The organism is Synechococcus sp. PCC 7336 (assembly GCF_000332275.1).
In the GTDB taxonomy this organism is placed as follows: domain Bacteria; phylum Cyanobacteriota; class Cyanobacteriia; order Thermostichales; family PCC-7336; genus PCC-7336.
In genome coordinates this window covers 4,666,364-4,689,849 of record NZ_CM001776.1, presented here as the reverse complement: position 1 = coordinate 4,689,849, position 23,486 = coordinate 4,666,364, and the positions used below count along the sequence as shown (strand labels likewise).

24 protein-coding genes, 1 other RNA gene and 1 pseudogene are annotated in these 23,486 nt (G+C 55.1%); 15 read left to right on the top strand and 11 right to left on the bottom strand.

Going from position 1 to position 23,486, the window contains the following annotated elements:
* Positions 1-4 precede the first annotated feature (4 nt).
* Positions 5-395, top strand: a transfer-messenger RNA (tmRNA) gene (gene ssrA, locus SYN7336_RS29375).
* Between the two features lie 102 nt (positions 396-497).
* Positions 498-2,540 carry an NAD-dependent DNA ligase LigA gene (gene ligA, locus SYN7336_RS22210; RefSeq protein ID WP_017328149.1) on the top strand — a complete coding sequence of 681 codons (2,043 nt, stop codon included), beginning with the start codon at positions 498-500 and terminating at the stop codon, positions 2,538-2,540.
* A 128-nt stretch (positions 2,541-2,668) separates the two neighbouring features.
* Here ligA and SYN7336_RS22205 read toward each other — a convergent pair whose 3' ends face one another.
* The 3 genes from SYN7336_RS22205 to SYN7336_RS27300 form a co-directional block, all read right to left on the bottom strand.
* Positions 2,669-4,024, bottom strand: coding sequence for an IS4 family transposase (locus tag SYN7336_RS22205; RefSeq protein ID WP_017324427.1), 1,356 nt, complete (start codon positions 4,022-4,024; stop codon positions 2,669-2,671).
* A 120-nt stretch (positions 4,025-4,144) separates the two neighbouring features.
* On the bottom strand, positions 4,145-4,276 hold the full coding sequence (locus SYN7336_RS32800; RefSeq protein ID WP_255346687.1) for a hypothetical protein: 132 nt from the start codon (positions 4,274-4,276) through the stop codon (positions 4,145-4,147).
* Positions 4,277-4,548: 272 nt separating this feature from the next.
* Positions 4,549-4,857, bottom strand: coding sequence for a hypothetical protein (locus SYN7336_RS27300; protein WP_017328148.1), 309 nt, complete (start codon positions 4,855-4,857; stop codon positions 4,549-4,551).
* 68 nt (positions 4,858-4,925) lie between these two features.
* Between SYN7336_RS27300 and SYN7336_RS22195 the strand changes: the two genes are divergently transcribed.
* Positions 4,926-5,681, top strand: coding sequence for a DUF2993 domain-containing protein (locus SYN7336_RS22195; RefSeq protein ID WP_017328147.1), 756 nt, complete (start codon positions 4,926-4,928; stop codon positions 5,679-5,681).
* 14 nt (positions 5,682-5,695) lie between these two features.
* On the opposite strand, the gene rbsK is transcribed toward SYN7336_RS22195, so the two are convergent.
* Positions 5,696-6,628, bottom strand: coding sequence for a ribokinase (gene rbsK / locus SYN7336_RS22190; protein WP_017328146.1), 933 nt, complete (start codon positions 6,626-6,628; stop codon positions 5,696-5,698).
* A gap of 180 nt (positions 6,629-6,808) precedes the next feature.
* Here rbsK and trpC point away from each other — a divergent pair, with 180 nt between their 5' ends.
* The 6 genes from trpC to SYN7336_RS22160 all read left to right on the top strand — a co-directional run bounded on the left by trpC (position 6,809) and on the right by SYN7336_RS22160 (position 10,634).
* Positions 6,809-7,699, top strand: a complete 891-nt coding sequence (trpC, locus tag SYN7336_RS22185; protein ID WP_026101228.1) for an indole-3-glycerol phosphate synthase TrpC — start codon at positions 6,809-6,811, stop codon at positions 7,697-7,699.
* Positions 7,696-7,926 carry a DUF5340 domain-containing protein gene (locus SYN7336_RS22180; RefSeq protein WP_017328144.1) on the top strand — a complete coding sequence of 77 codons (231 nt, stop codon included), beginning with the start codon at positions 7,696-7,698 and terminating at the stop codon, positions 7,924-7,926. The genes trpC and SYN7336_RS22180 overlap by 4 nt, the downstream gene beginning before the upstream one ends.
* A 203-nt stretch (positions 7,927-8,129) precedes the next feature.
* Positions 8,130-8,567 carry a peroxiredoxin gene (locus SYN7336_RS22175; protein ID WP_017328143.1) on the top strand — a complete coding sequence of 146 codons (438 nt, stop codon included), beginning with the start codon at positions 8,130-8,132 and terminating at the stop codon, positions 8,565-8,567.
* A 52-nt stretch (positions 8,568-8,619) separates the two neighbouring features.
* Entirely contained in the window at positions 8,620-9,402 is a 783-nt protein-coding gene (locus tag SYN7336_RS27295) for a D-alanyl-D-alanine carboxypeptidase family protein (RefSeq protein WP_017328142.1), read from the top strand.
* A 16-nt stretch (positions 9,403-9,418) separates the two neighbouring features.
* Positions 9,419-9,985: a DUF1802 family protein gene (locus SYN7336_RS22165; RefSeq protein WP_017328141.1), complete on the top strand. Its 567-nt coding sequence runs from the start codon at positions 9,419-9,421 to the stop codon at positions 9,983-9,985.
* A gap of 112 nt (positions 9,986-10,097) precedes the next feature.
* Positions 10,098-10,634: a hypothetical protein gene (locus SYN7336_RS22160; protein ID WP_038026193.1), complete on the top strand. Its 537-nt coding sequence runs from the start codon at positions 10,098-10,100 to the stop codon at positions 10,632-10,634.
* Positions 10,635-10,674: 40 nt separating this feature from the next.
* Here SYN7336_RS22160 and SYN7336_RS27290 read toward each other — a convergent pair whose 3' ends face one another.
* Positions 10,675-11,586 carry a serine hydrolase gene (locus SYN7336_RS27290; RefSeq protein ID WP_017328139.1) on the bottom strand — a complete coding sequence of 304 codons (912 nt, stop codon included), beginning with the start codon at positions 11,584-11,586 and terminating at the stop codon, positions 10,675-10,677.
* A gap of 20 nt (positions 11,587-11,606) precedes the next feature.
* Here SYN7336_RS27290 and SYN7336_RS27285 point away from each other — a divergent pair, with 20 nt between their 5' ends.
* Together SYN7336_RS27285 and SYN7336_RS22145 are read left to right on the top strand one after the other, a co-directional pair.
* Positions 11,607-12,320 carry a C40 family peptidase gene (locus SYN7336_RS27285; RefSeq protein WP_017328138.1) on the top strand — a complete coding sequence of 238 codons (714 nt, stop codon included), beginning with the start codon at positions 11,607-11,609 and terminating at the stop codon, positions 12,318-12,320.
* Between the two features lie 70 nt (positions 12,321-12,390).
* Entirely contained in the window at positions 12,391-15,129 is a 2,739-nt protein-coding gene (locus SYN7336_RS22145; protein WP_071590917.1) for a phospholipid carrier-dependent glycosyltransferase, read from the top strand.
* A gap of 476 nt (positions 15,130-15,605) precedes the next feature.
* Here SYN7336_RS22145 and SYN7336_RS33150 read toward each other — a convergent pair whose 3' ends face one another.
* A complete protein-coding gene (locus SYN7336_RS33150; RefSeq protein WP_017328136.1) occupies positions 15,606-15,842 on the bottom strand; it encodes a hypothetical protein in 237 nt (78 codons plus the stop codon).
* 291 nt (positions 15,843-16,133) lie between these two features.
* On the opposite strand from SYN7336_RS33150, the gene SYN7336_RS22135 reads away from it, so the two are divergent.
* Genes SYN7336_RS22135 through SYN7336_RS22120 form a run of 4 tightly spaced genes read left to right on the top strand, consistent with a single transcriptional unit; the run spans position 16,134 to position 20,384 of the window.
* Positions 16,134-17,330 (top strand): DNA double-strand break repair nuclease NurA, encoded by a 1,197-nt coding sequence (locus SYN7336_RS22135; RefSeq protein WP_026101226.1) that lies wholly within the window; start codon positions 16,134-16,136, stop codon positions 17,328-17,330.
* The gene (locus SYN7336_RS22130; RefSeq protein ID WP_017328134.1) at positions 17,327-17,944 is read left to right on the top strand and encodes a hypothetical protein; all 618 of its coding nucleotides are present in this window, start codon (positions 17,327-17,329) and stop codon (positions 17,942-17,944) included. Before SYN7336_RS22135 ends, SYN7336_RS22130 begins: the two co-directional genes overlap by 4 nt.
* Entirely contained in the window at positions 17,941-19,593 is a 1,653-nt protein-coding gene (locus SYN7336_RS22125; RefSeq protein WP_017328133.1) for an ATP-binding protein, read from the top strand. Before SYN7336_RS22130 ends, SYN7336_RS22125 begins: the two co-directional genes overlap by 4 nt.
* A gap of 14 nt (positions 19,594-19,607) precedes the next feature.
* A complete protein-coding gene (locus SYN7336_RS22120; protein WP_156820281.1) occupies positions 19,608-20,384 on the top strand; it encodes a hypothetical protein in 777 nt (258 codons plus the stop codon).
* Positions 20,385-20,766: 382 nt separating this feature from the next.
* Here SYN7336_RS22120 and SYN7336_RS29370 read toward each other — a convergent pair whose 3' ends face one another.
* The 5 genes and pseudogenes from SYN7336_RS29370 to SYN7336_RS32505 all read right to left on the bottom strand — a co-directional run bounded on the left by SYN7336_RS29370 (position 20,767) and on the right by SYN7336_RS32505 (position 23,276).
* Positions 20,767-21,147, bottom strand: coding sequence for an endonuclease domain-containing protein (locus tag SYN7336_RS29370; protein WP_071590839.1), 381 nt, complete (start codon positions 21,145-21,147; stop codon positions 20,767-20,769).
* 316 nt (positions 21,148-21,463) lie between these two features.
* On the bottom strand, positions 21,464-21,844 hold the full coding sequence (locus tag SYN7336_RS29365; protein WP_071590838.1) for an endonuclease domain-containing protein: 381 nt from the start codon (positions 21,842-21,844) through the stop codon (positions 21,464-21,466).
* A gap of 482 nt (positions 21,845-22,326) precedes the next feature.
* Positions 22,327-22,689 (bottom strand): IS110 family transposase, encoded by a 363-nt coding sequence (locus SYN7336_RS32515; protein ID WP_017328129.1) that lies wholly within the window; start codon positions 22,687-22,689, stop codon positions 22,327-22,329.
* 86 nt (positions 22,690-22,775) lie between these two features.
* A pseudogene (locus SYN7336_RS32510) lies at positions 22,776-23,051 on the bottom strand (transposase); the annotation flags it as partial.
* 15 nt (positions 23,052-23,066) lie between these two features.
* Entirely contained in the window at positions 23,067-23,276 is a 210-nt protein-coding gene (locus tag SYN7336_RS32505) for a hypothetical protein (RefSeq protein ID WP_017328127.1), read from the bottom strand.
* Positions 23,277-23,486 lie beyond the last annotated feature (210 nt).

Below are 23,486 nucleotides of genomic sequence, written 5' to 3'. Positions count from 1 at the left end.
CCGAGGGGCTGTAACGGTTTCGACGCGTTAGCGAAAGTTCCTTTGTGATTCTGGTCGGGATTGAGCTTATCCCGTAAATACAGGCTCGAGCACATTAAGTGCCAACAACATCGTTGCTTTTTCTCGTAAGGCCTCTGCAGTAGCAGTCGCTTAAGTCGAACACTTTTCGATCGAGGACTGATTCGTCACTCCGCTAAGCGGATTCAGTCAAAACCCCAGCGGATGCTGCTAGTAAACTCCTCCGGTAGGTTACTGGTTCAAGACTAAACTGGAGCATCCCACCGCCGGGGATAAGCGGCGGTTCCCGTTGTGAGGATTAGAGCAACTACGCCAGTGAATGAGTGAAGGGTGATTAACTAGTGCGGACACGGGTTCGACTCCCGTCAGCTCCATTTTCCTGTAGGAATGCCAGTCCCTTTGCGTTGCTGCCTGTCCCGAAAGCAGCTCGACCCTGATGGATTGCTATAAAATCTGGTGGACGTGTTGGGGTCAATCGGATGGCAACATCTGAGCTGGTGCAACGAATTCGAGAGTTGCAAGATCTGCTGCAGCGGGCCAGCGTCGCCTATTACGCGCTGGATGCCCCCTTTATGGAAGACGGCGTTTACGATCGCCTCTACCGCGAACTGCTCGATCTCGAAGCTCGCCATCCCGATCTCGTTACGCCTGACAGCCCCACCCAGCGTGTGGGGGAAAAGCCGGTCGAAAAATTCGAGTCAGTCCGCCATCGCATTCCCCTGTTCAGTCTGGATAATGCCTTTAATGGGGAGGAATTGCAGGATTGGGAAGCCAAGTTGTTGCGGGTGCTGGGGTTAAACAGCGACCAAAATACATTGGAGTACGTCTGCGAGCTCAAGATTGACGGCTCGGCCCTGGCGCTGACCTATGCCGATGGCATCTTCACCCGAGGGGTGACGCGGGGGGACGGGCAAGCGGGCGAAGAGATTACTCAAAATGTACGCACCATTCGGTCCGTACCGCTGCGACTGTCTGCCGAGAATCCGCCGCCAGTGCTCGAAATTCGGGGGGAAGTCTATCTGGCGGATGCGGAGTTCGAGCGCATCAATCGCGAGCGAGAAGCTGCAGGCGATCCTCCCTTCGCCAATCCCAGAAACTGTGCGGCGGGAACCCTGCGGCAACTGGATAGCCGCATTGTGGCCGATCGCAAACTTAGCTTTTTTGCCTACACCGTTCACTTCCCAGAAGGCTGGCAGGGGGGCGACTTGCCCAAAACCCAGTGGGAGGCGCTGGAATTATTGCGATCGCTCGGGTTTGCCGTCAACCCCAACCGCAAACTCTGCACCTCGCTGGCAGAAGTCCAAGCCTATTTTGACGAATGGGACGATCGCCGCCGCCCTCTGCCCTACCAAACCGACGGCGTGGTGGTGAAAGTGAATTCCTTTGCCGTTCAGCAGGAATCGGGCTTTACCCAAAAAGCGCCCCGCTGGGCGATCGCCCTCAAATATCCCGCTGAGGAAATGCCCACCCGCATTCTCAATATCCAAGCCAGCGTGGGACGGACGGGGGCGATTACGCCTGTGGCGGAGTTGGAGCCGGTGCAGTTGGCCGGGACGACAGTGAGTCGTGCTTCGCTGCACAATGCCGATCGCCTCAACGCCCTCGACGTTCATATTGGCGATACGGCGATCGTGCGCAAAGCCGGAGAAATCATTCCCGAGATTGTGTCTGTGCTCGCGGAACTGCGTCTGCAGGGGGCCGAGCGCTATCATCTGCCCAGCCATTGCCCCGAGTGCGAGACCGAGGTGGTCCGTCCTGCTGGAGAAGCGATTACCCGCTGTCCCAATCCCGTTTGTCCGGCGCGGGTGCGGGGGCAGATCGAGCATTGGGCTAGCCGCAACGCTCTCGATATTGAGGGATTGGGTCAGTCTTTGGTGGAGCAACTGACTCGGACAGGGTTGGTGAAGTCAGTGGCGGATCTCTATCGCTTGCAGGTGGAGGATCTGGTTGGCTTGGAACGGATGGGTCAGAAATCCAGTCGGAACTTGGTGGAGGCGATCGCTAAATCCAAGCAGCAACCTTGGCATCGGCTGCTCTACGGCTTGGGGATTCCGTTGGTGGGGACTGTGAATGCCAAGACGCTGACTCAGCATTTCAGCGATGCAGCGAAACTGCAACAGGCGACGCCCGATGGGATTGCGGCTATTTACGGGATGGGGCAGGAGATCGGACAGGCGATCGCCACTTGGATGGCCGATCCGGCCCATCAGGAGCTGTTGAGTCAGTTGCGGGAGCTGGGCTTGCAGTTGAGTGCTGTTGAATCGGAGGCGTCAACTCTTCCTGCCGTTTTTGTCGGGAAGACGTTTGTGATTACGGGGACGTTGCCGGGGCGATCGCGTCCGCAGATGAAGGAGTGGATTGAGCTGCGGGGGGGCAAGGTGACTGGCAGTGTGAGTCAGAAAACGGATTATGTGGTGGTGGGGGCCGATGCGGGCTCGAAGTTGGCGAAGGCGGAGCAGTTGGGGGTGACGACTTTGGATGAGGCGGGGGTGGAGGAGTTGGCGGCAGTGCTGGCGCGATAGGAGCTCTCTTGCCAGTGGCGATTGCTTCTATTCTCAACCTGAGTTGGATGGCGCTGCATTGCCCTCACCCCCGGCCCCTCTCCCTTGGGCTATCCATTAGGCAAAAGTAGCTGAACCATAGACAGGCACTAGCTTTGAGAAGCCAGTTGAGCCCCTTCAAGCAAATGGTGGAGTTTGGTCAGCCCTCGCCAAAGCGTCTTCAATCCAGGGTTGCCATCGCCCTTGCGAGCCAAGAAGCCTCCCAATCGAGCAATCCACAGCATTGCCTGTTGCAGAGTGGGTGGCTTTTGAGAGCGACTTTTCGGCACAAACTTGCGTCGTAACAGCCGCCATTCAGCAGGCTGTAAAACGAGCTCACAGGAGGCTTGCGGGGTGAGTCGAGCGCGGTAGGTCAGCCACATCAATCGCCAAGCTACAACGTTGTAGGTTGCCAGAGCCTTGAGCAAGCGCTCATAGCTTTGCAGTTGGAGCTGTTCGATGCCACAGCCACTTTTGAGGGTGAAGTGAAACCGCTCAATCAGCCAGCGGTAGCTATACCAGCGGATGCACTGACAGACCTGCTCGAAGCTCTCAACTGGCAAGCTGGTCAGCAGAAACCAGCGAATCGGCTGAGCGCCATCATCAGGGGGGACGGTTTCTTCCACGAAGATGGCATTGAGGCGCACGGGCTCTAAGCTCGCGGCTTTGAGGTGATGCGATGGCACCTCCAGCGTCACCGCCATCGCCCGCACCTGCAACTGGGCAATGCGGGCCGCTCGCTTGGGATTACGCTGCACTTGCAGGCTCATCGCTCCCAAGACTGGGGCTTGTTCGAGGGTGGGGATGAACTTGCCCAGCTCGTGGCTAAGTTTGCGATTGTGCCTTGCGCGGATGAGTAACTCCCTGTTGTCCGCACGGGGATGGGCAAACAGTTCGAAGATGTCTGCTTCTCGATCGCCAATATGAACCACTTGCTCTTGGCCCGCGAGCTCTCGCTCTACGGCTGCGAGAGTTGCTATCCAGCGATAGCTTTCCTTTTGCTCGATGGGAGTCACTGAGCGTTTTTCTTTCTTCCCGCGCCGCTGTTTGCGATTCCAGATGAATTGACTCAACAGACCTAAGGGTTCTCCCTCGCCGCTCACCGCAAAACAACTGTGGACTTTGATTCCCTGTTGATGGCTTTGATTGATGAAGCCCAGCCCTTCGGTCTGGGGGTGAGTGGTGAAGTCGAAATCCGTTGTGTCTTGAATGGCCAGCACCGTCTTGCCCGTGAGGGCCCGCCTGACCACTCCATCACGATGACTGTCCAGAATGCTGCTCGTGCTCACCTTCGGGTTGGCCCAAAATCGATAGGTTCCTTGGGCCACTGAGGCATTCCCACTCGCCTGAGGCACGCTCGCTGTGGGCTGCTCACTCAAGTCTGTGACGATCTGCCCCAACCGCTTTGCATGTCGCAAATCGGCGAAGTGGATCGGGTTGATTTCTTGGCTGACCCAATCTTGCATGGTTTCTCTCCCTCCGGCTACAACTGCTTCAGTCTCTACTGCAGTTTATAATCCAGTCACAGTAAGCTCTCCATCGACTTGTGCCTAATGGATAGCCCTTGGGAGAGGGGAGCAACAGCCTCAAACCCGCAATCTACCGTTCGGTTCCCCTTCCCCCAAATTACGGCTGACGCCACGCTTCGCGAGGGGGGAAGGGGCTAGGGGATGGGGGCCAGACACCCGTCGAACTGACGTTCCCAACAGAATCGGCATGGCATCTGTAGCCCAATTTCAGTTAATTGGTATGACATCAATTCGACAAGCGTCTCACCCGACTCTCCAACGCCTTCCCCAAATTCTGAGAGCAAGGGAACCATAAAGCAGCGAGTTTCAGTCTCTTTCTCCCCTCTCCCTCGGGAGAGGGGCCGGGGGTGAGGGCCAATGCAGCGCCATCCAACTCAGATGGAAGTGCATAGATCGCCCTTGCTAACACCGTTGAATTTTCAGCCCCAAACAATGGAGCTCAATCGCTCACTTTCGCCTCCTCAGCTTGCTACGGTATCACTTTCGCCGTCAGAGAAGTTAGCGAATAACTCCTGTACTTGTTCGACGGTAACGCCTAGTGTTTCGGCAACTGTGGATATAAGGCTGTTGTCTTGGGTGGATTGGTAGAAACGAGCGAGATTGCGGAAAGAAATGCCGAGACCGTTTTGGTCATTGAATTCTGCGGTGATTTGCAAGTCCTGCATATAGTTGACTTTCGCTTCTTCTAATTCGCCTAACGCTTCAGCCACTGCACCACCTGTCGCCACTGGGCTTTCCATGGCTTTGCGTTCGAGTTGGTCCTGTCCCATCGACTCACAACCTGCTTATCCGAGATAGAGTGCGGATAGTACGGCAGCGAAAAGGACTTGAGATCACTGTGTTTGGAGGCCTTCCATTTTCAGGTCAGGGTGGCGATCGCATCGTCAGTAAAGCTGTGACTGCAGCGATCGCCGCCCTGTTCGAGCGCACCGAAAAACTCGAAGCTAACGTGCGGGCAGAGCCTGTTGCCAAGTTGCTACAGGGGAGTATCGATAGCTTTGAGTTAATTAGCAATAGCATGCTGATGTACAACGGCTTGCGGATCGAGTCGATGGAGCTTTACCTGCAATCGGTGGCGATCGACTTCGGCGCGATCTTCCAAGGCCAGGTGAAATTGCGCCAGCCGACCCAAGCAACGATGCGCGTCGTTCTGACTCAGGACGACTTGACGACCTCCTTCAATACGCCATTTGTCATCGATAAACTGCAGCGGCTGCAGTTTCGCGAGCAGCCCCTCCACTTTCAAAACACTGAGATGACCCTCAATGACGACAAGTCACTGCGCATTCAGTCTCAGATTCAGATCGGCAATGCTGGAGAGCCTGTCGCAGTAGACTTTACGGCGCGCTTGCAGACAGAAGACAGGCGGAAAATTCGGTTTGTCGATGTGACCTATGCTGGCGAGGCCGCAGCCGTAGAGTTGGGGCAGGCGATCGTGGCACATGTCAACCAGTTATTGGACCTGGATAAGTTTGCTCTAGATGGCACGCAGTTGCGTGTCGATCGCGTACGACAGCAAAAACAACAACTCATTTTCTACGGCATCGCTCAAATCGAGCGCTTTCCTCGCAGAGATAGTAAATCTGCCGCTTAGCCGGCACTGCCAGTCTAGAATTCCAGCATGTTTGAACGCTGAAGCAAGCCCTCGATCGCCTCTCGATCGCCCAAACTCCCCTGCGCCCCCATCCCCGTCACCGCGATCGCCCCTGCTGCATTGGCAAACCTCACCGCCCGCTCCACCCCCATCCCTTCTGCTAATCCCACCGCCAACGCCCCACAAAACCCATCCCCCGCCGCAGTGGTATCCACCGCCTCAACCGCATAGGCAGACACCTGTCCTTCACCCCCCCGATCGGACCACACCGCTCCCCGCTCGCCCAGCGTGACGATCGCCGTTTTTGCCCCGCGATCGCGCAATTCTCGGGCCGCCGCGAGGGCCGCCTCGCGATCGCTAATTTCATCCGTCCTTCGGCCCGTCAACAGTGCCGCCTCGCTCTCGTTTGCCACGAGGTATGTCACTTGCTGTAGCACCTCATCCGCAAGGGGCTGTGCTGGAGCAGGATTGAGCAATACTGGAGCATCGTGTTGGGCGGCGGCGATCGCCGTTGCCACCGTCTCCAGCGGGATCTCCAATTGCAGCATCAACAGATCGGCCCGGGCGATCGCTGACAAATTGAGGCGCTCGGGCAGCAGTTGAGCATTTGCGCCCGGACTGACCACAATAGAATTCTCGCCGCGATCGTCCACCACAATCAATGCGATACCACTCGGTCCGGCGATCGCTGCAACCGCAGCCGTATCTACACCTGCGTCGCTTAAAGCTTGCAGCAGTTCTCGCCCAAACCCATCCTCACCCACGAGAGCGTGCAACTGCGATCGCCCCCCAGCCCGCGCCACCGCCACCGCCTGATTGCCCCCTTTTCCCCCCGGAAAAGTTTGGTAGGGACCGCCCAAAATCGTTTCCCCCGGCAGAGGATGGCGCGGCACCCGCACCACCACATCCATATTCAGGCTGCCAACCGTTAGAATTTGAGCTTGCATCGGCCCTCTCAAGTCGTTGAAGCGATCGCCGCCAACTCGAATCTAGCGATTTTCGCATCGGCCACCCTCTATGCTAGAGAACAGCATCCTCGATTGGGGCAATACTGCAGTGACGGTCTGCCCTCCTTTCCGTTCCTTATCTCCCCGTTCCGATCTCGTTCTATTGTGATTGCCGCCAATATGGAAATTCGCCGTCGCGCTCCTGCCCCCCCTGTTGAAGTGGATATCCTGACCTACCAAGTCAAACTGCCCGAGGCAGAGCCGCGCCACATTCTCGAAGAAATTGTCTGGCACAAAAATCGGGAAGTCGATCGCCTGCGAGCACAAGTCCCCTTGGCTCAGTTGCGCCAGCAGGTGGCCGCTGCGCCAGCCCCGCAGGATTTCGTGGGAGCCTTACGGAATTCAGCGGATGCCGTGGCTCTGATTGCCGAGGTCAAGAAGGCCTCCCCCAGTAAAGGGGTGATTTGCGAAAACTTCGACCCAGTGGCGATCGCCCAAGCCTACGAGGCCGGGGGGGCCAGTTGTCTGTCGGTGCTGACAGACCAGAAGTTTTTTCAGGGCAGTGGCGATTACCTGCGCGACATTCGAGCGGCAGTGGATTTGCCTATCCTCTGTAAGGAGTTTATTCTGTTCCCCTACCAGCTCTTCTGGGCGCGATCGCTCGGTGCCGATGCGGTATTGCTGATTGCTAAAATTCTCAGCGACTCCGATTTAAAATACTTTCTCGCCATTATCGAGCGATTGGGCATGGCTGCCCTGGTGGAAGTTCACACTCTGGCCGAACTCGATCGCGTTTTAACCCTTGACGGCGTTCGGTTAGTGGGCATTAACAACCGCAACTTGACCGACTTCACGGTCGATCTCAGTACCACCGCCGAGATCGCGGCCGAGCGCAAGCAGGCGTTGGTCGAGCGCGACATCCTACTGGTGGGCGAATCTGGCATTCACACTCCAGACGACCTTCGCTTTCTACAAGCCCGAGGGGTGCGTGCCGTCTTGGTGGGAGAGTCGTTGGTCGCGACCGCCGATCCAGCCGCCGCCGTGCGATCGTTATTAGAGACATCCGCATGAACCAAATTCCCATTCCGGCCCACGTTCACTACGAGATGCTGCTAAAAATTTTGGAGCAGCAAACCTCTCCGGCAGTGCAAGATCGAGATTATGCCAACCGCGCCCGCACGCAGGAGCTGATCGTCGCCGTGCGCAAAGCCCTCAGTCTGCAGCGCAGTTTAGAAGCAGATTGGCAACAGCGGGGCATCGACCTCGACTACCGCTGGTCGGGAGGAGAACCTCAGTAGAGGTAAAGACATAACACGACGGCTGAGGCAGGACTTGCCATCGTCCACAAACTTGACGCAACCCTAACTCTTTGATGACAATTCAAAAGGATTGCCCACAAGGATCGATTGACAGCATTGCCCTTGACTTTCTGTAGGATGCTCGCTTGCTGCAATCGCCACTGGTTCGACAAGATACTTCAATCGTTACGAGGATTCCCTTCATGACCCTATCGGTCGGTACCCCCGCTCCGGCATTTACGGTAAAGGACACCAATGGCAATAGCGTCTCTCTGTCTGACTTTGCAGGCAAAACGGTGGTGCTGTATTTCTATCCCAAGGACGATACCCCCGGCTGCACCAAAGAAGCCTGTAGCTTCCGCGATAACTATAGCGACTACCGAGGCAAAGACATTGTTGTGTTGGGGGTGAGTTTGGATGACTCCGACTCTCACCAAGCCTTTACCAACAAATACGGCCTGCCCTTTCCCCTCTTGGCAGACACTGAAGGTGCCCTGACTCAGGCTTACGACGTAGATGGCGGCGGCTATGCCAAGCGCGTCACCTATGTAATCGATGGTGACGGTCAAATTATTAAAGTCTACGATTCGGTGAAGACCGATACCCACGCTAGCGATATTTTGGCAGACTTGGGTCTGTAGGTTGCCACAATGGCGATCGCCGTCAGCCCCAACTGCCCTTCGGATCGTTCGCATGCTGCAATTTGATGAAAATCAGGATTTGCCGATCGCTCAGCGTCAGTCGATGGCTGCGCCTGGAACGGCCAAGGTGAGTCCTCGTATGTTGATGTTTGTGGGCGGAATAGGAGGATCGATCGCCGTTGTTGCTGCTGTTCTGCTGGCTGGCTTCAACGGGAGTTCTGAGGATGGGGCGGGAGTCGATCGCGCTGCGGTGGATGTTACCCAGACAGCGAATGCGGTAGAGGCGGTATCCCGCCAGCCCAGTTTGCTATTGGGGCACTTTGCGTATGAAGAGGCACCTCGAGAGGATCTCGTTGCTGTGGGTACGTTTAGCGGGCGCACTGAGACATTGCGATCGGCGGCAGCCGAGAGTTTCGGACAGATGCGGGCAGCAGCGAAACAGGATGGGATAGAACTGGTACCAATTTCGGGATTTCGGTCGATCGAAACCCAAGAATTCCTGTTTTTTGAAATTGCCCAGTCGCGGGCGTTGCGGCCTCAGGAGCGAGCAGCAGTGAGTGCGCCCCCCGGCCACAGCGAGCACCATACTGGCTATGCCATCGACATTGGCGACGCCGCCCGCGCCCAAACCCATTTTGAAGTGACTTTTGAGTCCACCCCTGCGTTTCGCTGGCTGCAAGCCCATGCCGCTCGCTATGGATTCGAGCTGTCGTTTCCCAAAAATAACGGGCAAGGAGTGAGTTACGAGCCTTGGCATTGGCGGTTTGTAGGGGATCTCGACAGCTTGGGAACTTTCTATGCCGATCGCCCTCCGTCTACTGAGATTGGGGAGTAACGTACGGTCTCTCGCGATGGAACATTCTCTCACAACAGCGCTCAAGGAATGGGATGTGGCCGTGCGGGCTCTGGCGGCGGGCGACACGATTCTGCTGTTGCGCAAGGGGGGCATTCGAGAGGAGGGAGGACAATTTAAAGTCGAGGGCGATCGCGTTTTGCTCTATCCCACCTACGAACATCAAAAGCCCCACCTGCTCAAACTGGATTATGCCGCTCGCGTCCAACCCGTCCCCTCTGGCTGGCATCCCCAAACGGTAGAGATTTCTGCTTGGGCAGACATTACCGAGATTCTCGCGATCGACGAGGCTGCCCCCCTCGCGCGCCTGCTCCCCCACCACATCTGGAACGAACAATTTGCCACGGAACGCTTTAACTGGAAGCCTCGCCAGCCGCTTTACCTGCTGCTTCTGCAGGTGAGCAAACTTCCCCAACCCATCCACATTCCCTACTGTTCCGAGTATGGCGGCTGTCGGTCTTGGCTCGACTTGGCGGCATCGATGGCTCTGACAGGCAGCGAGAGGGTTTTGAGTGATGGGGACTACGATCGTCGGGTGGATGCGATTCGAGGTGCGATCGCCTAGCTGAGTGCTAGGTCTCTTGGCGATCGAGGTTGTCCTTTCCTACTGATGCGGCGGCTTGGAGGGCGTCTAGAAACGAGTGTTATGCTGGCGATACGTGAAAAAAGCTGGGTTGATGGACGCAGAACTGAAAGAAACTTTCGAACAGGTGGGCCAAATCTTGACGCAATTGGCCGATCGACAGGATCGGTTCATGCAAGGGTTCGAAGAAATCCGACAAACCCTCGCCCAAACGGATCGGCGACAGGATCGGGTCATGCAAGGGTTCGAAGAAATCCAACAAACCCTCGCCCAAACGGATCGGCGACAGGATCGGGTCATGCAAGGGTTCGAAGAAATCCGACAAACCCTCGCTCAAACGGATCGGCGACAGGATCGGGTCATGCAAGGGTTCGAAGAAATCCAACAAACCCTCGCCCAAACAGTTCAGAGACAGGAGCAGATAGAGCAAAGACAAGAGCAGGTGGAGCAAGGGTTCGAGGGGATTCGAAAGATCCTGGCTCAGACGGCCGCAGGTCAGCGAGACAACAGCCACCTGATTGGACAGCTCGCCCAGATGCAATTAAGTCACGAGGAAATTCTGCAAAGGATCGAGCGTGTGACGGAGAGTAATGCTCGTGCAATTCAAGCGTTGTCCGATCGCGATCGCTAACTTGAAATTCCATTTCAGAGATCGTTTTCCCCCAGCCCCACTAAACCGCCAATGTCGATCGCGGCTGCATCTGCTCGAGCCAGAACTGCGACAGTGCGGGCAGCCACTTCCAATTGTTGAAATACTCCGGTCCGTCCCCGAAGGCCACCAGAATGTAGGGCGGGCGATCGGGCAACTGAATCAGCGCACAATCGTGCCGACTGAAACTCGTCTCTCCGGCCTTCGACCACAGTTGGGCATCGAGGGGCAAGGCTTCCCCCAAAAATCCCTGGATTTGGTTGTCAGGATCTCCGATATAGGTGGCTGGATCTAAATCCCGTTTCATCAAACCGAGGATGGCCTGCGATCGCTCTGGAGACACCGCCTGACCGGTCACAATCGAGTGCATCAACCAAGCTGTCCCGTTGGTTGTCAGCCTATTGCGATTGTTGAGCTCGTAAGACTGGCGATCTCGACCGTAAGGACCATCGGTCCAAGTCTTTTGACAAAAGTTTCCGGGCAACCCCAAGGCGTGAAAGTAGCGGTTGAGAACATTGCGCCGATCCTGCCACAGTTGAAAGGCGATCGGAGAGAGTTCCGGTCCTGAAGTTGTGCCCGTGAGGATGTCGAGCAGATAACTGGTGGCGTCATTACTGGAATGGACGATCGCGCTATAGCGAGACCGATCGAGCTCTGCCGAAGGGGTCAGTTTGCCCGCATCCTCCCAAACATAAGAAGCCACGACATAAAAAAGTTTGATAATACTAGCGGGATAGATCGGGCGATCGCCGTTGTGGTGCGCCCAAGTGGTCGGTCGAGCGCCCAGGTCGATCGCTGTGATTGCTAGGGTATCGGGATGAACCCCCGGCTGACCGTCGCGATCGCCAAATTGTTCCACCAAATGGGCTATAGCCCGATCGAGCAAACTCTGTAGAGTGGCATCCACAAAGCTAGGCAGTACCTTCTCCTGCATTTGAATTCCCCCTCCTGCCCATGACCCTTCTTTACCAAAGTGTAGCGAGCTTAGACCTGTTCGAAAGCCCGAGTTGCAGCAGTCTCGTCACCCAATGTTGGCCCGGTCGCTATTTCCACCAGTTGGAGGAGGACAGTGGCACGGCAGCGACGCCGATTCAATTGTTGGAAGACGGCTATAGCGGCTACATCGCAACTGCAGCTCTATCCGACCCCGCCCAAATAGCATCCGTCACGACACCTCCTGCCGCAGTCGCCCCCCTCACAAGTGCAGAGATCGAAGCTCGCCTCCAGACGGCACTCGCTTATGCCGCTGCCGCCAGCCAACAGGCCAATCGATATTTATGGGGAGGTACGGTCGGTCCGAATTTCGACTGCTCGGGCTTAGTCCAGCGCAGTTTTGCTGCAGCGGGCATTTGGCTGCCGCGCGATTCCTATCAACAGGCGGATTTTTGTCAGACCCTTTGCGAGGGCATCCCCACTGAGTCCGCTCTGGCCGACTTTCGGGCTGGCGATCTGATCTTCTTTCAATTCGATCGCCGCGTAGACCATGTTGCAATCTATTGGGGGGACGGCCGCTATTTGCACAGCTCGGGACCCGAGCGGGGCCGCGATGGCTTAGCTTGGGATCTGGTTTTGCCTGCCGCAGAAGATGCGATCGCCTGCCGGTACCGTCAACATATTTGTCGAGTGGGTCGCGTCAGCCGCAGCTTGCCTTTCCCCATACCGCGCTGAACGGTGGAGGATGGGGTATCAATAGAGAGCTGCGCGGACATTGCCGGAGATTGAATGGGTGGAGTCGAAATTGGCTGAGTCAAGGGAAAAGGCGAAGGACGTTCCCCTCTCGTGGAGGCGGGGACTGTGGACAATTGGGCTGTTGTGGATCGCGATCGCGATCGCCGATCGCCTCTGGTTTGCCCTCGATCGCTCCGTTCCCACTTGGGATCCAGCCGATTATCTGATGGGATCGCTGAGATATTGGCAAGCCCTGCAAACTCCCGAGTGGCTGTCGGGGACTTGGTGGCACGATTTCTGGCAAGTGCGCTCGAAAATCCCTCCCCTAGCCTACGTTGCTGCAGCGCTAGTGCAGATGGCGATCAGGACGGGACCGGAGCAGGCCACCTATGCGCTGCTGTTGTTTAGTGCTGTGTTGTTGCTGTCCGCCTACGGGCTGGGTGTCCTCTTGTTTTCCCCTGCGGTTGGGGTGTGGGCTGCAGCTTTGTGTGCGTTGATGCCGGGACTCTATCGTTTCCGGCTGGAGTTTTTGCTGGACTATCCCCTGACGGCGGCGATCGCCGCTAGCTTTTGCTGTTTGACTCTCTGGCGATCGACCGATCCTAGTTTGCGATCGCGCCTTCCCCTCGAACCTAGTCCCCAGGCATCTGATGGCCCTGCATTGCCCTCACCTCCGGCCCCTCTCCCTGGGGGAGAGGGGAGCAAGAGTCTGAAACCCGCAATCTACAGCTCGGTTCCCCTTCCCCCAGAATTACGGCTGACGCCACGCTTCGCGAGGGGGGAAGGGGTTCGGGGATGGGGGCCAGACGCTGGGGGCTTACTCAGGCAATGGCTGGCGGCGATCGCCTTTGGGCTGTCCCTCGGGTTGGCTTTGCTGACCAAACAACCGGCACTGTTTTTTTTGGCGCTGCCGATGCTGTGGTTGGGGGTGGCGGCGTTGGTGCAGCGGGCTTGGGGGCGGTTGCTGCAACTGTTGGCGGCAACGTTGCTCTCGGCAGTGGTGTGGTGGCCGTGGTATAGCACCAATTGGTTTTTAATGCTGACGGCGGGGAAGCGGGCCACGATCGATTCGGCAGCGATTGAGGGAGACCCAGTGTTGACTTCACTGGATGCCTGGACGTTTTATCTCGAGGTCTTGCCCGCGCTGGTGTCTTGGCCGCTGTTGGGGGTATCGCTGCTGGGGTTAGTGCTGGCGGCAGGATGGCACCTGGCAAAACGGCGATCGCTCCCGAGAATAGGGGCACAATCCCGCTGGCTGCTGGTTTTTCTGGTCGGCGGCTACGTAATGTCCTCCCTCAATGTCAATAAGGACGGACGCTATATTTTGCCGCTGCTGCCCGTGGTGGCGGTCGTCTCGGCCTGCGGTTTATTGGCCTGGGGTCGCCAGCGATGGGGACGGCAATTGCGCTGGGCCTTGGCTGTTGCAATGGCGATTTTGAGTGGGATTTATCTATTTCCCCTCGTTCCTGCCCAGGCGATCGCCAGCAGGTCCGGTTTGGGATTGCGGCATTGGCCCGAACTGGCAGGGGGATGGCCCCATGCCGAGGTTGTGGAAGCGGCGATCGCCGCCGAACCTTATTTGCAAGCCAATATTGGCGTGTTGCCCTCAACTCCGGGCGTCAATCAGCATAATGTCAATTACTTTGGGGCATTGCAAGGTTTTCGCGTCTACGGACGGCAGGTGGGGGTGAACGATCGCGATCTCGGGCAAGATGCCCGCTCCATGAGCTGGTTCTTGACCAAAACGGGCGAGCAAGGATCGGTGCCTGCCCCTCAGGCGGAGATGGTGCAGTTAGTGGAAACGGGGGGAGAGTTCGACCTGCAGGATAGTTGGGAACTGCCACGATCGCGAGGCACCTTAAAACTCTATCGACGCGGCGAGCCATTTGTGACAGTGGAGGAGATGGGGCCGGTTTCTGCTGATGGCGATCGCATCCGGCTCGAATCCATCGAGATCCCTGCTACTGCTCCGCCCGGTCAGCCGGTACCGGTGACCTATTTCTGGTCGGGACCGGCAGAACAATTGCAAGGGGCGATCGTGCTGTTGCAATGGCAATTGGTGGAATCCGATCGCAACTCGCTTGAGGCGCAGGCGGTTGCAGAGGGTTCGACAGCATGGCTGCACGATCGCGGTTTGGGAGCCGGTCGCCTGCTCCTCCCTCGGGACTCCGATCGAAACTTTCGAGTGCTAGATCGGACAGCCACGCTGCCGCCTGCGAATGCGATCGCGGGCACCTATACCCTGCAGGCGAGCTATCTCAACCGCGCAACCGGCGAAAGCTATCCGCTCGCTGTTCCCGATGTCTCATTCCGCATCGATCCGGCGGCAACTGCCTCTCCTGCCCCCGAGGTGGATCTGCCGACTCAGTTGCGTCAATTAGCGAGCTCGTTGCGACAGGGGGATCTCGATCTCGTCTTTCGAGAGGTGGGCCGCATCAACCAATACGATCCCACCCAAGACTATTTAGAACAAGCCGCTTTAGCTCTAACCTATCGTTTGGAGCAGCAGCCCGATAATCTGGATTGGATTTACGCTTTGGCGTTAGCCCGCGTGCAACAACAGGACGTATCCGGCGCTCTCGCCGCCGTGCAAAAGACCACTCAATTCGACCCCAAAAATCCCTACGCCCACGCCTACCTCGCCTTCGTCCGCCTGTATCAGTGGAAACCCAACGCCGCCCAACCCTCCATCGACTCCGCCCTAGCCCTCGACCCCTCCATCCCAGAGTTTCAAGCCCTTAATGGTGTCGCCGCCCTCATGCGGGGGAATGCGATCGCCGCTTGGAAAATCGCGCGCCCACTCCTATAAAACCTCTGTCAGTAACTTCTGCTGCCATTCACCGCATCCCCGTTACTTTCCCCATCTCTGGTCGTGACTGGCAAGCAGTCTGCAAACTTATCCAAACCCGCCCCTCAGCCCCACCCAAAACCGCCACTAGCCTGAAGTTCCTCTTTGACAAAAGCTCGGAACCTTTGCTGTGCAAGTAACGAGGCCATTTTGCGAACTGGGCTACTGGCTACATTACAGCGTCACCTCCAGTCAATCTAAAGCTCGCTGTTGTACCCGAGTCGGCTGGGTCAACTTGTCAAACGTCAGCTTTTCCCCTGGCAAACCTGAGTTCGATGACTCTGCATGGCCCTCACCCCCGGCCCCTCTCCCCTCGCGAAGCGTGGCGTCAGCCGTAAGTTTGGGAGAGGGGAGAAACAGCCGAAAATCCTTACGGGGCCTTGTTCCCCTGCCCCCAAAGTTGGGGGTAGGGGTTAGGGGAAGGGGGCCACAGGCATCTAGACAAATGGCCAATGTTTCGGAATATGAATTTCGCCAGCAGCATCAGAATTGGGGGAAGGGGCTAGGGGATGGGGGCCAGACACTTGTCGAACTGACGTTGGCAAATTCGGTTGCACCTGATTTTTGGCAATCGTGGCCAAATCTGCCAGGAGGGTCTGAAAACTATGTACCGGCAAATTATCCTCCGTCCGCTTCTTTCGAGCTTTGGCCTTAGCCCGCACAGAGGAACACATGGGCTTGAACGCGCTTGGCTAAGCGATGGTCAATCGGCCTCACCTCGAGCAGTTTATTCAGAAATCTCGCCAGTTCTGGTTGTGACTGGCCTGCATCCTCCAGGAGATGACCCAGTTGAATAGTGCGAAGTTTGCCAGGATGGCTCGGAGGGCGATCGCCGCTGTAATGCCCGAAAGATTCCTTAAATCCCAGCGCGTTCCGGTCGCATTCTGTATCTAGCGCTCTAGAATGGGGTATCGGCAAGATCGCCGCTATCCATATTTTGCATGCTGCTAGAGGTGGCTGTTGTTATGGCCCTCAAAACTGCCCGAGTTATCGACCTGCTCGATCGCAAGCACGATGCATTTGCCAACTTCGATTCGGATGCGGTGTATCGGCGGCAGCTCTATCAGAAAGCCCTCAGACAGCTATTGGATCTCAATAGCTTGGCGATCGCGCAGCGATTGGCTGGGGAAACGGCTCCAGGAGCATTGCCCACTTCGGAATGGGATCGCTATCGACATTGGCGGGTGCCCTTTAAGGCGAGATGGAACAATCGAGAAGAGAGTTTGAAATGGGTGGGCGACACGATTGAGGGAGTGCCCACCTTTGCTGTAGATGGCTCCCAGCTTTGTTTGGGGAAAGATGTCTCGATTCCGGTGGCATTGGTGCAGGTGGGGTGGTACGAAAATCATCACTGCCAGGCGGGGAGTTACGACAAAGATATTTGGCTGGAGGTGTTAGCCCCCGACGATTTGGAAGCCAGCAGCAGTGGCGAGCCGCGCGAGCAGCGGGTCCACCTGCGCCGCTTTCAGTTGGAATGCGATCGCCTCGTTCAATACTTACGAGATCGCGCTGGATGCGATCGCTGTCTGACCTTTTTTGACGGAGCGTTGGTGGCGACATTTGCAGAGGCTTACGACCCTAGCGTTCGCAAGACTTACGTGCAATCTCTCCTGCCGCTGTTACGGGCGAGTGAAGACAATCGCGTGCCGTTAGTGGCCTATGTGGATACCACCTATACCCGCGATTTGACGGCGATGTTGAAGCACCTATTCGACCTGCCGGATGCGCCGCAAATTCACGATGCCCAATTGATCGATTCGATGCTGAAATGGGGCGATCGCACGCCATTATTCATCTGCGCGCGCGGCGGCTCTCAGCGGGGGCAAGACAGCATTTTGACCGATTACGCAGAAATGCGCGATCGCGTTGGATTTATCTATCTCAAAACCAATGGCGACAACTATCCCGTCCGCCTCGAACTGCCCCTGTGGATGCACGAAGCGGGGTTGTTAGATTGGGTCGTTGACATCGTCCGCTGCGAGGTCATTATTGGGAAGGGATATCCCTATGCAATTGAAACAGCCGATCGAACAGCAGTGTTGCGGGCAGAAGATCGCAGTACGTTTATGCGGGTGTTGCAGGATTGGTCGCAGCGGCACGAATTGGACTTGCGGCTGTCGCGCAAGATGACGAGTAAATTGCGGCGGAGACGGGTGCGATGAAATTGGGCAAAGTGGTGAAATCGCATAGCCACTGCGATTATGTGGTGCAGGTGGACGATCGCCTGGAGGTGTCCGACCCGCCAACAGGGAACGATTACGGCTTCGGCAGTTTTGTCAAATTAGAGATCGAAGAACCCGATCCGGTCTATGCCGTTGGGGTGGTCTACAACACGCAATTATTCAATCCCTCCTTTCTCAATACCGGCCCCCGTCTGTCCAGCGATCCCAGCCCAATTTTTGCCCCCGACTTACAAACTGAAATTCGCACGCTGCTCAATGTGGCGCTGATCGGCACGATGGAGTTGCCTGCCGAAGGGGATTTTGACGAGCAAGCTTACGGAACGCAGGGAATTCCTCGCTATGTGATTCCGGTGAATACTTGCGTCTATCGCATGGAAGAAGAAGAGATTCACGACTTCCATCGCGATCGCGCCGAAAATCCACAATTTACTTACTATGGCCTGCTGCTCAACAATGGCGGGCCGTTTGCGCAACAGTTGATTTGCCAGGTGTTGGATGAAGTGAGCGGATCGTTTTTTGGCAGCCAGAAGCGAGCACTTGAAATTCTCAGCCGAGAGCTGTCCTGGAAAATTACGATGGGAGCAATGCGGTGATTCACGCGATCGAGCAGGAGCGGGTCATTGGCACCGTCAAAGGTCCGGGGGATACCGCCAATCAATATGTGTTTATCACGGCTGACAGTCGCTTGGTCAAGGTGGGCGAATATGTCTACTACAACACGCCAGATGGCAAAAAGATTCTGGGAAAGATCTCGGATCTAGCACTGATCGATCACTTGCCCGATCGCATTTTTTCCGATACGGATATCGACCCGAGTGCGATCGCCTCTCTGGTGGGTTTCTTCCATCCCAATCCCGAAATTTACTCGGTGTCGGTGGATGTAATTGGCTACTTTCACGCTGCACTGGGGTTTATGAACCCCCGTCAGGCTCCCGAACCGGGGGCCAAGGTGTATCTTGCGCCGGATGAGATGTTGCGCAATGTGCTGAATAAGCGGGCGGATGACGAGGTGGGGGGGGCTGCGATTGGCAGCCTGCTGCTGCGGGGAGAGGGGACGGTGCCGGTGGTGTTGGATGTGAAGGAGTTGGTGAGTACGCATCTGGCGATTTTGGCGGGGACGGGCTCGGGGAAATCGTATACGGCGGGGGTGTTGCTGGAGGAGTTGATGCTGCCGAAGAACCGGGCGGCGGTGTTGGTGTTCGACCCGCATGGGGAATATCACACGATCTCAACGGTGATGGGGCATCCGGCGTTTGAGGGAGAAGATGGCTATCAGCCGAGGGTAAAGGTATTGACGCCCGACGAGGTGCGGATTCGGGTGTCGTCGTTGAATTTTTACGACATTTTGACGCTGTTGCCGGAGATGTCGGAGCGGCAGAAGGCATTTTTGGAGAAGGCGTTTTTGCAGACGACGCAGTTTAACGAGCATCGTTGGACGATTCCCGATTTGATTGACACGATTAATTCTCTCGATTCGGGGGAGGACGGGCAGCAGGGGTCTTCGGCGGCGGCGTTGGAGTGGAAGTTGGAGAAGATCGAGCGATCGCCTTATTTCAGCAATCACGAGCATTCGGTTGCGCCTGTAGATCTATTCGAGCCCGGTCAACTGACGATTTTGCAGATGAATGAGATTAATCAGGAAGAGCAGCAGGTGTTGGCGGCGGCGGTGTTGCGGCAGACGAATCAGGCGCGGATGAATACCCATAAGGAGAAGGTGAGCGAGGGGGATGAGAATTATTTGCCTTGTCCGGTGTTTATTTTGTTGGAGGAGGCGCATCGGTTTGCTCCGGCGCACGAGCCTTCGCGCTGCAAGCAGGTGTTGCGGACCATTTTGAGTGAGGGGCGCAAGTTTGGGTTGGGGGTGGGGTTGATTACTCAGCGTCCGGGCAAGTTGGATTCGGATATTTTGTCGCAGTGTATGAGTCAGTTTTTGATGCGGATTGTGAATCCGATCGATCAGGAGAATTTAAAGCATGGTGTGGAGGCGGCGGGGCGGGATTTGTTGAGTGAGTTGCCTGCGTTGACAAAGGGGCAGGCGATTATTGCGGGGGTATGTGTGAATACGCCGGTGTTGTGTAAGATTCGGCAGCGGTTGACGAAGCATGGGGGGGAGACGTTGGATGTTTTGGGCTTGTGGCAGGGTCATTTTCAGGCTCATCGGCGGAATGGGAGAAAGGCGAAGGCTGCGCCGCCTAAGCCGAGGGCGATGCCTCAGACGATTGATGGGATTAGTATTGATTGAAGAATGTAGGAATCATGTCTCGTGCAACTCGACTTTTGGTCTCTAACATGGCATACAGAATAACGCAAAAGATACTCTCGGCAATCGAACGAGAAATAACTGGAGACACACCTGTCAGGTACAACTCTATCGAATTTCTCAAAATAGAGTATATATATCCAATAAAACTACTGTGTGCTGGCTTGGATGTTATTGGCAAAGGATATATGAAGTTTAACCTCACAAGTTTTTTGGGATTATGCCTCCTGGCGCTTGTGTTTTCCAGATATGAGCCTACGGCATCGAAAGATATATATACAGGCTTTGTGATTCAGCCCCTTTTGATTTTATTTGGTTTAATTTTACCTTTTCTGGTATCTGTTTTCTCTACACTTACATCTCGAATTTTCTCAAAAAGACAGAAAAAGTGTGTCGATTGTGTTGTCCATATCTTAAACAGAGAAAACACTTCTGTCGATCAATTAAAGCAAGTTAGAGCAAATATTGAGGAGATCGAGAGACGAATATTCAAGCCTCTTTCAATCGCCTTAAGAACATTTCTGGCGATATTCTGGACTGGGCTGGTATATATTTTTTCAAACAGCATTCAGCCTTATCTTATAGAAGAGCGAATTCAAAACTGGCTGGAGTACAGTAACCTTAAGTCTGTTGTACTCTCTATAAGCTTTGGTTTTATAGCGATCTCAACTCTATATTTGCTGATCGAAAGCTATTTGAGAATTAATGATATGATTTTTCGATCTGCACAATTAGGTTGTAATGAGTATGAATTCCACCTATATAATAAATAAGCAAAACTAAACATGTCCAAATTGAAAGCTTTAGTCTTGAGGATAGATCGATAGAGATCTCTAGCTGAAGAGTTGGCGATTTCGCACGTCTCACTAGCGCTGTCAATCGCTGCATCTGCCCCCTAAATCCCCCACCAGTGGGGGACTTGGCCACGATTTTGGGTTATCGTTGAGAGGTTTTGGGGAAGGGAGCGGGGCTTGAAAGGCGATCGCGATCTGCACTGCTCGTGTACTTTCTTGAAGTCTCCTCTAGCCACTTAGATAGTTAGCATAGCTACGCGCGAAACAAAACGATCCACAAACACTAAACAAGCCGAAGAAAATCTCTCGCAAGTCCCCCAGAATGGGGGATTTAGGGGGCGAGTGCAAAGCATCAAAACACCTAGCCGATCCCTCCAAATCCCAATCCCTCCACAATCCTCTCTACAACCTTATCCAAATTCTCCATCACCTCCTCATTCCCAAACCTCAACACCCGATACCCAAATGTCTCCAGTTTCTCTGTCCTAGCCGTATCATATTCCCCACGGCTGTCATGAACACTGCCATCAACCTCAATAACCAAACGGCAAGCAGGACAATAAAAGTCAACGATAAATCCTTGAACGGGATGCTGGCATCGAAAACGCAAGCCGTTTATCTGTCTATTTTTAAGCGCATTCCACAAACGGACTTCAGCAGGAGTGAGACGCTGACGAAGTTCTCGGGCAGCTTGGATGATTTCTGGAGAGTTGCCTCGAATGCGATCGCCTTTTCGAGGCATCAGAATTCACCGTGTTTTGTGTTTATATTGCCCGATTAGCTTTGCACTATGGCCCCCTAAATCCCCCACTAGTGGGGGACTTGGCCACAATTTTGGGTTGTCGTTGAGAGTTCTTGAAGAAGGAATGAGAGATTGAAGGGCGATCGCGATCTGCATTGCTCGTGTACTTTCTTGAAGTCTCCTCTAGCCACTTAGATAGTTAGCATAGCTACGCGCGAAACAAAACGATCCACAAATACTAAACAAGCCGAAGAAAATCTCTCGCAAGTCCCCCAGAATGGGGGATTTAGGGGGCGAGTGCAAAGCATCAAAACACCTAGCCGATCCCTCCAAATCCCAATCCCTCCACAATCCTCTCTACAACCTTATCCAAATTCTCCATCACCTCCTCATTCCCAAACCTCAACACCCGATACCCAAATGTCTCCAGTTTCTCTGTCCTAGCCGTATCATATTCCCCACGGCTGTCATGAACACTGCCATCAACCTCAATAACCAAACAGCAAGCAGGACAATAAAAGTCAACGACAAATCCTTGAACGGGATGCTGGCATCGAAAACGGAAACCGTTTATCTGTCTATTTTTAAGCGCATTCCACAAACGGACTTCAGCAGGAGTGAGACGCTGACGAAGTTCTCGGGCAGCTTGGATGATTTCTGGAGAGTTGCCTCGAATGCGATCGCCTTTTCGAGGCATCAGAATTCACCGTGTTTTGTGTTTATATTGCCCGATTAGCTTTGCACTATGGCCCCCTAAATCCCCCACTAGTGGGGGACTTGGCCACAATTTTGGGTTGTCGTTGAGAGTTCCTGAAGAAGGAATGAGAGATTGAAGGGCGATCGCGATCTGCATTGCTCGTATACTTTTTTGAAGTCTTCTCTAGCCACTTAGACAGTTGACATAGCTGCGCACGAAACCAAACGATCTACGGCTCTACCGGACCCAGTATGCTAGTTCCATGCCAAAGCTGCTCAAAGCCTTGCCAGCAATGGATTAGACGGTAAAACATACCTCTTTATGGTCAAGATCTCATGAAAGCCTTACCTAACAAGGCTTTTGGACTCTTTAGGACGACGGACAGCATAGCCAGAACCGATGAGCCCGATCTACAAATACTAAATAAGCCGAAGAAAATCTCTCGCAAGTCCCCCAGAATGGGGGATTTAGGGGGCGAGTGTTTAGGAGGCAAGTTCGCGCCAGGGCTGTTGATGTTTAACCATGGCGTTAAGACTGTTCAACAGTTTGTGCGCACAAGCAATCAGAGCCACTTTCTTCGCCTTCCCCGCTTTCAATAGTTTTTGGTAAAACGCTGCAATCACCGGATTATGCTGCACGGCAACCAAAGCTGACATATACAGCGCCGAGCGCACAATCGCCCGTCCTCCAACCATCCGCCGCTTGCCTCGCAGTTTGCCACTATCCCGGTTGAACGGAGCTAGACCCACCAAGCTGGATAGCTTCTTGCTGCTCAGTTGACCTAATTCCGGCAGCGTCGAGACCGACACCGTGGCCACCACCCGCCCCACTCCAGGCACACTCATGAGTAACTCATAGCTTGCCTGGAAGGCTCGCACTCTTGACGCAGTTGGTCAATCTCCTTATCGAGCGCTTCGAGCCGCTGCTTGAGCTACTCGATATGAGCCTTGATGTCGGCTTGGGCTGATAGATTGTGGACACTGTGAAGACGTCGGCGCTCATCATTCGTCATCTGCACCACCTGCTGGCGGCGATGGACCAAGTCAGATAGAGCTTGCTCTAAGTCTGGGGCTAATGCCTGAGGGGTCGGTTGCAAGGCTTGAGCAAAGTGCGCCAGCACCTGAGCATCAATGCGATCGGTCTTGGCTAGACGGCCACAAGCTTTGGCAAAATCACGCGCCCGTTTGGGATTAATCACAGCCACTGAGAAGCCAGCTTGTTGTCACTGTTTGACCACTCCCCTTTCCATTCCACCGGTTGATTCGAGCACCACTCGCTCAATCTGATGCCGACTCAGTTGCTCGACTAACTCGCCCCAGCCCAAGACGTGATTGCCCACTTGCCAGCTCTCATCGGCTGGACGCATGGCGATATCTAGGCTGGCTTTACTGACATCGATTCCGACCCATTGGCCCTCTGTTGTGACTTTCATGATCCAGACGCTCCTACTCCGTGATTGAACGCATTGTTTGTCATCCCATCCATCACTCGACCTTGGACAATTCGGGTTCTTGACCCTGGCGATTTTTCGAGTTGTCGATGCATGAGTCAAGCAGCGACCTTGACTAAATCACGGCGTTCTACACCTAGGGGGCTAGCGGTCTACTGCTCTCTTCCAAGATACAAGGGGGCTAATGCAGTG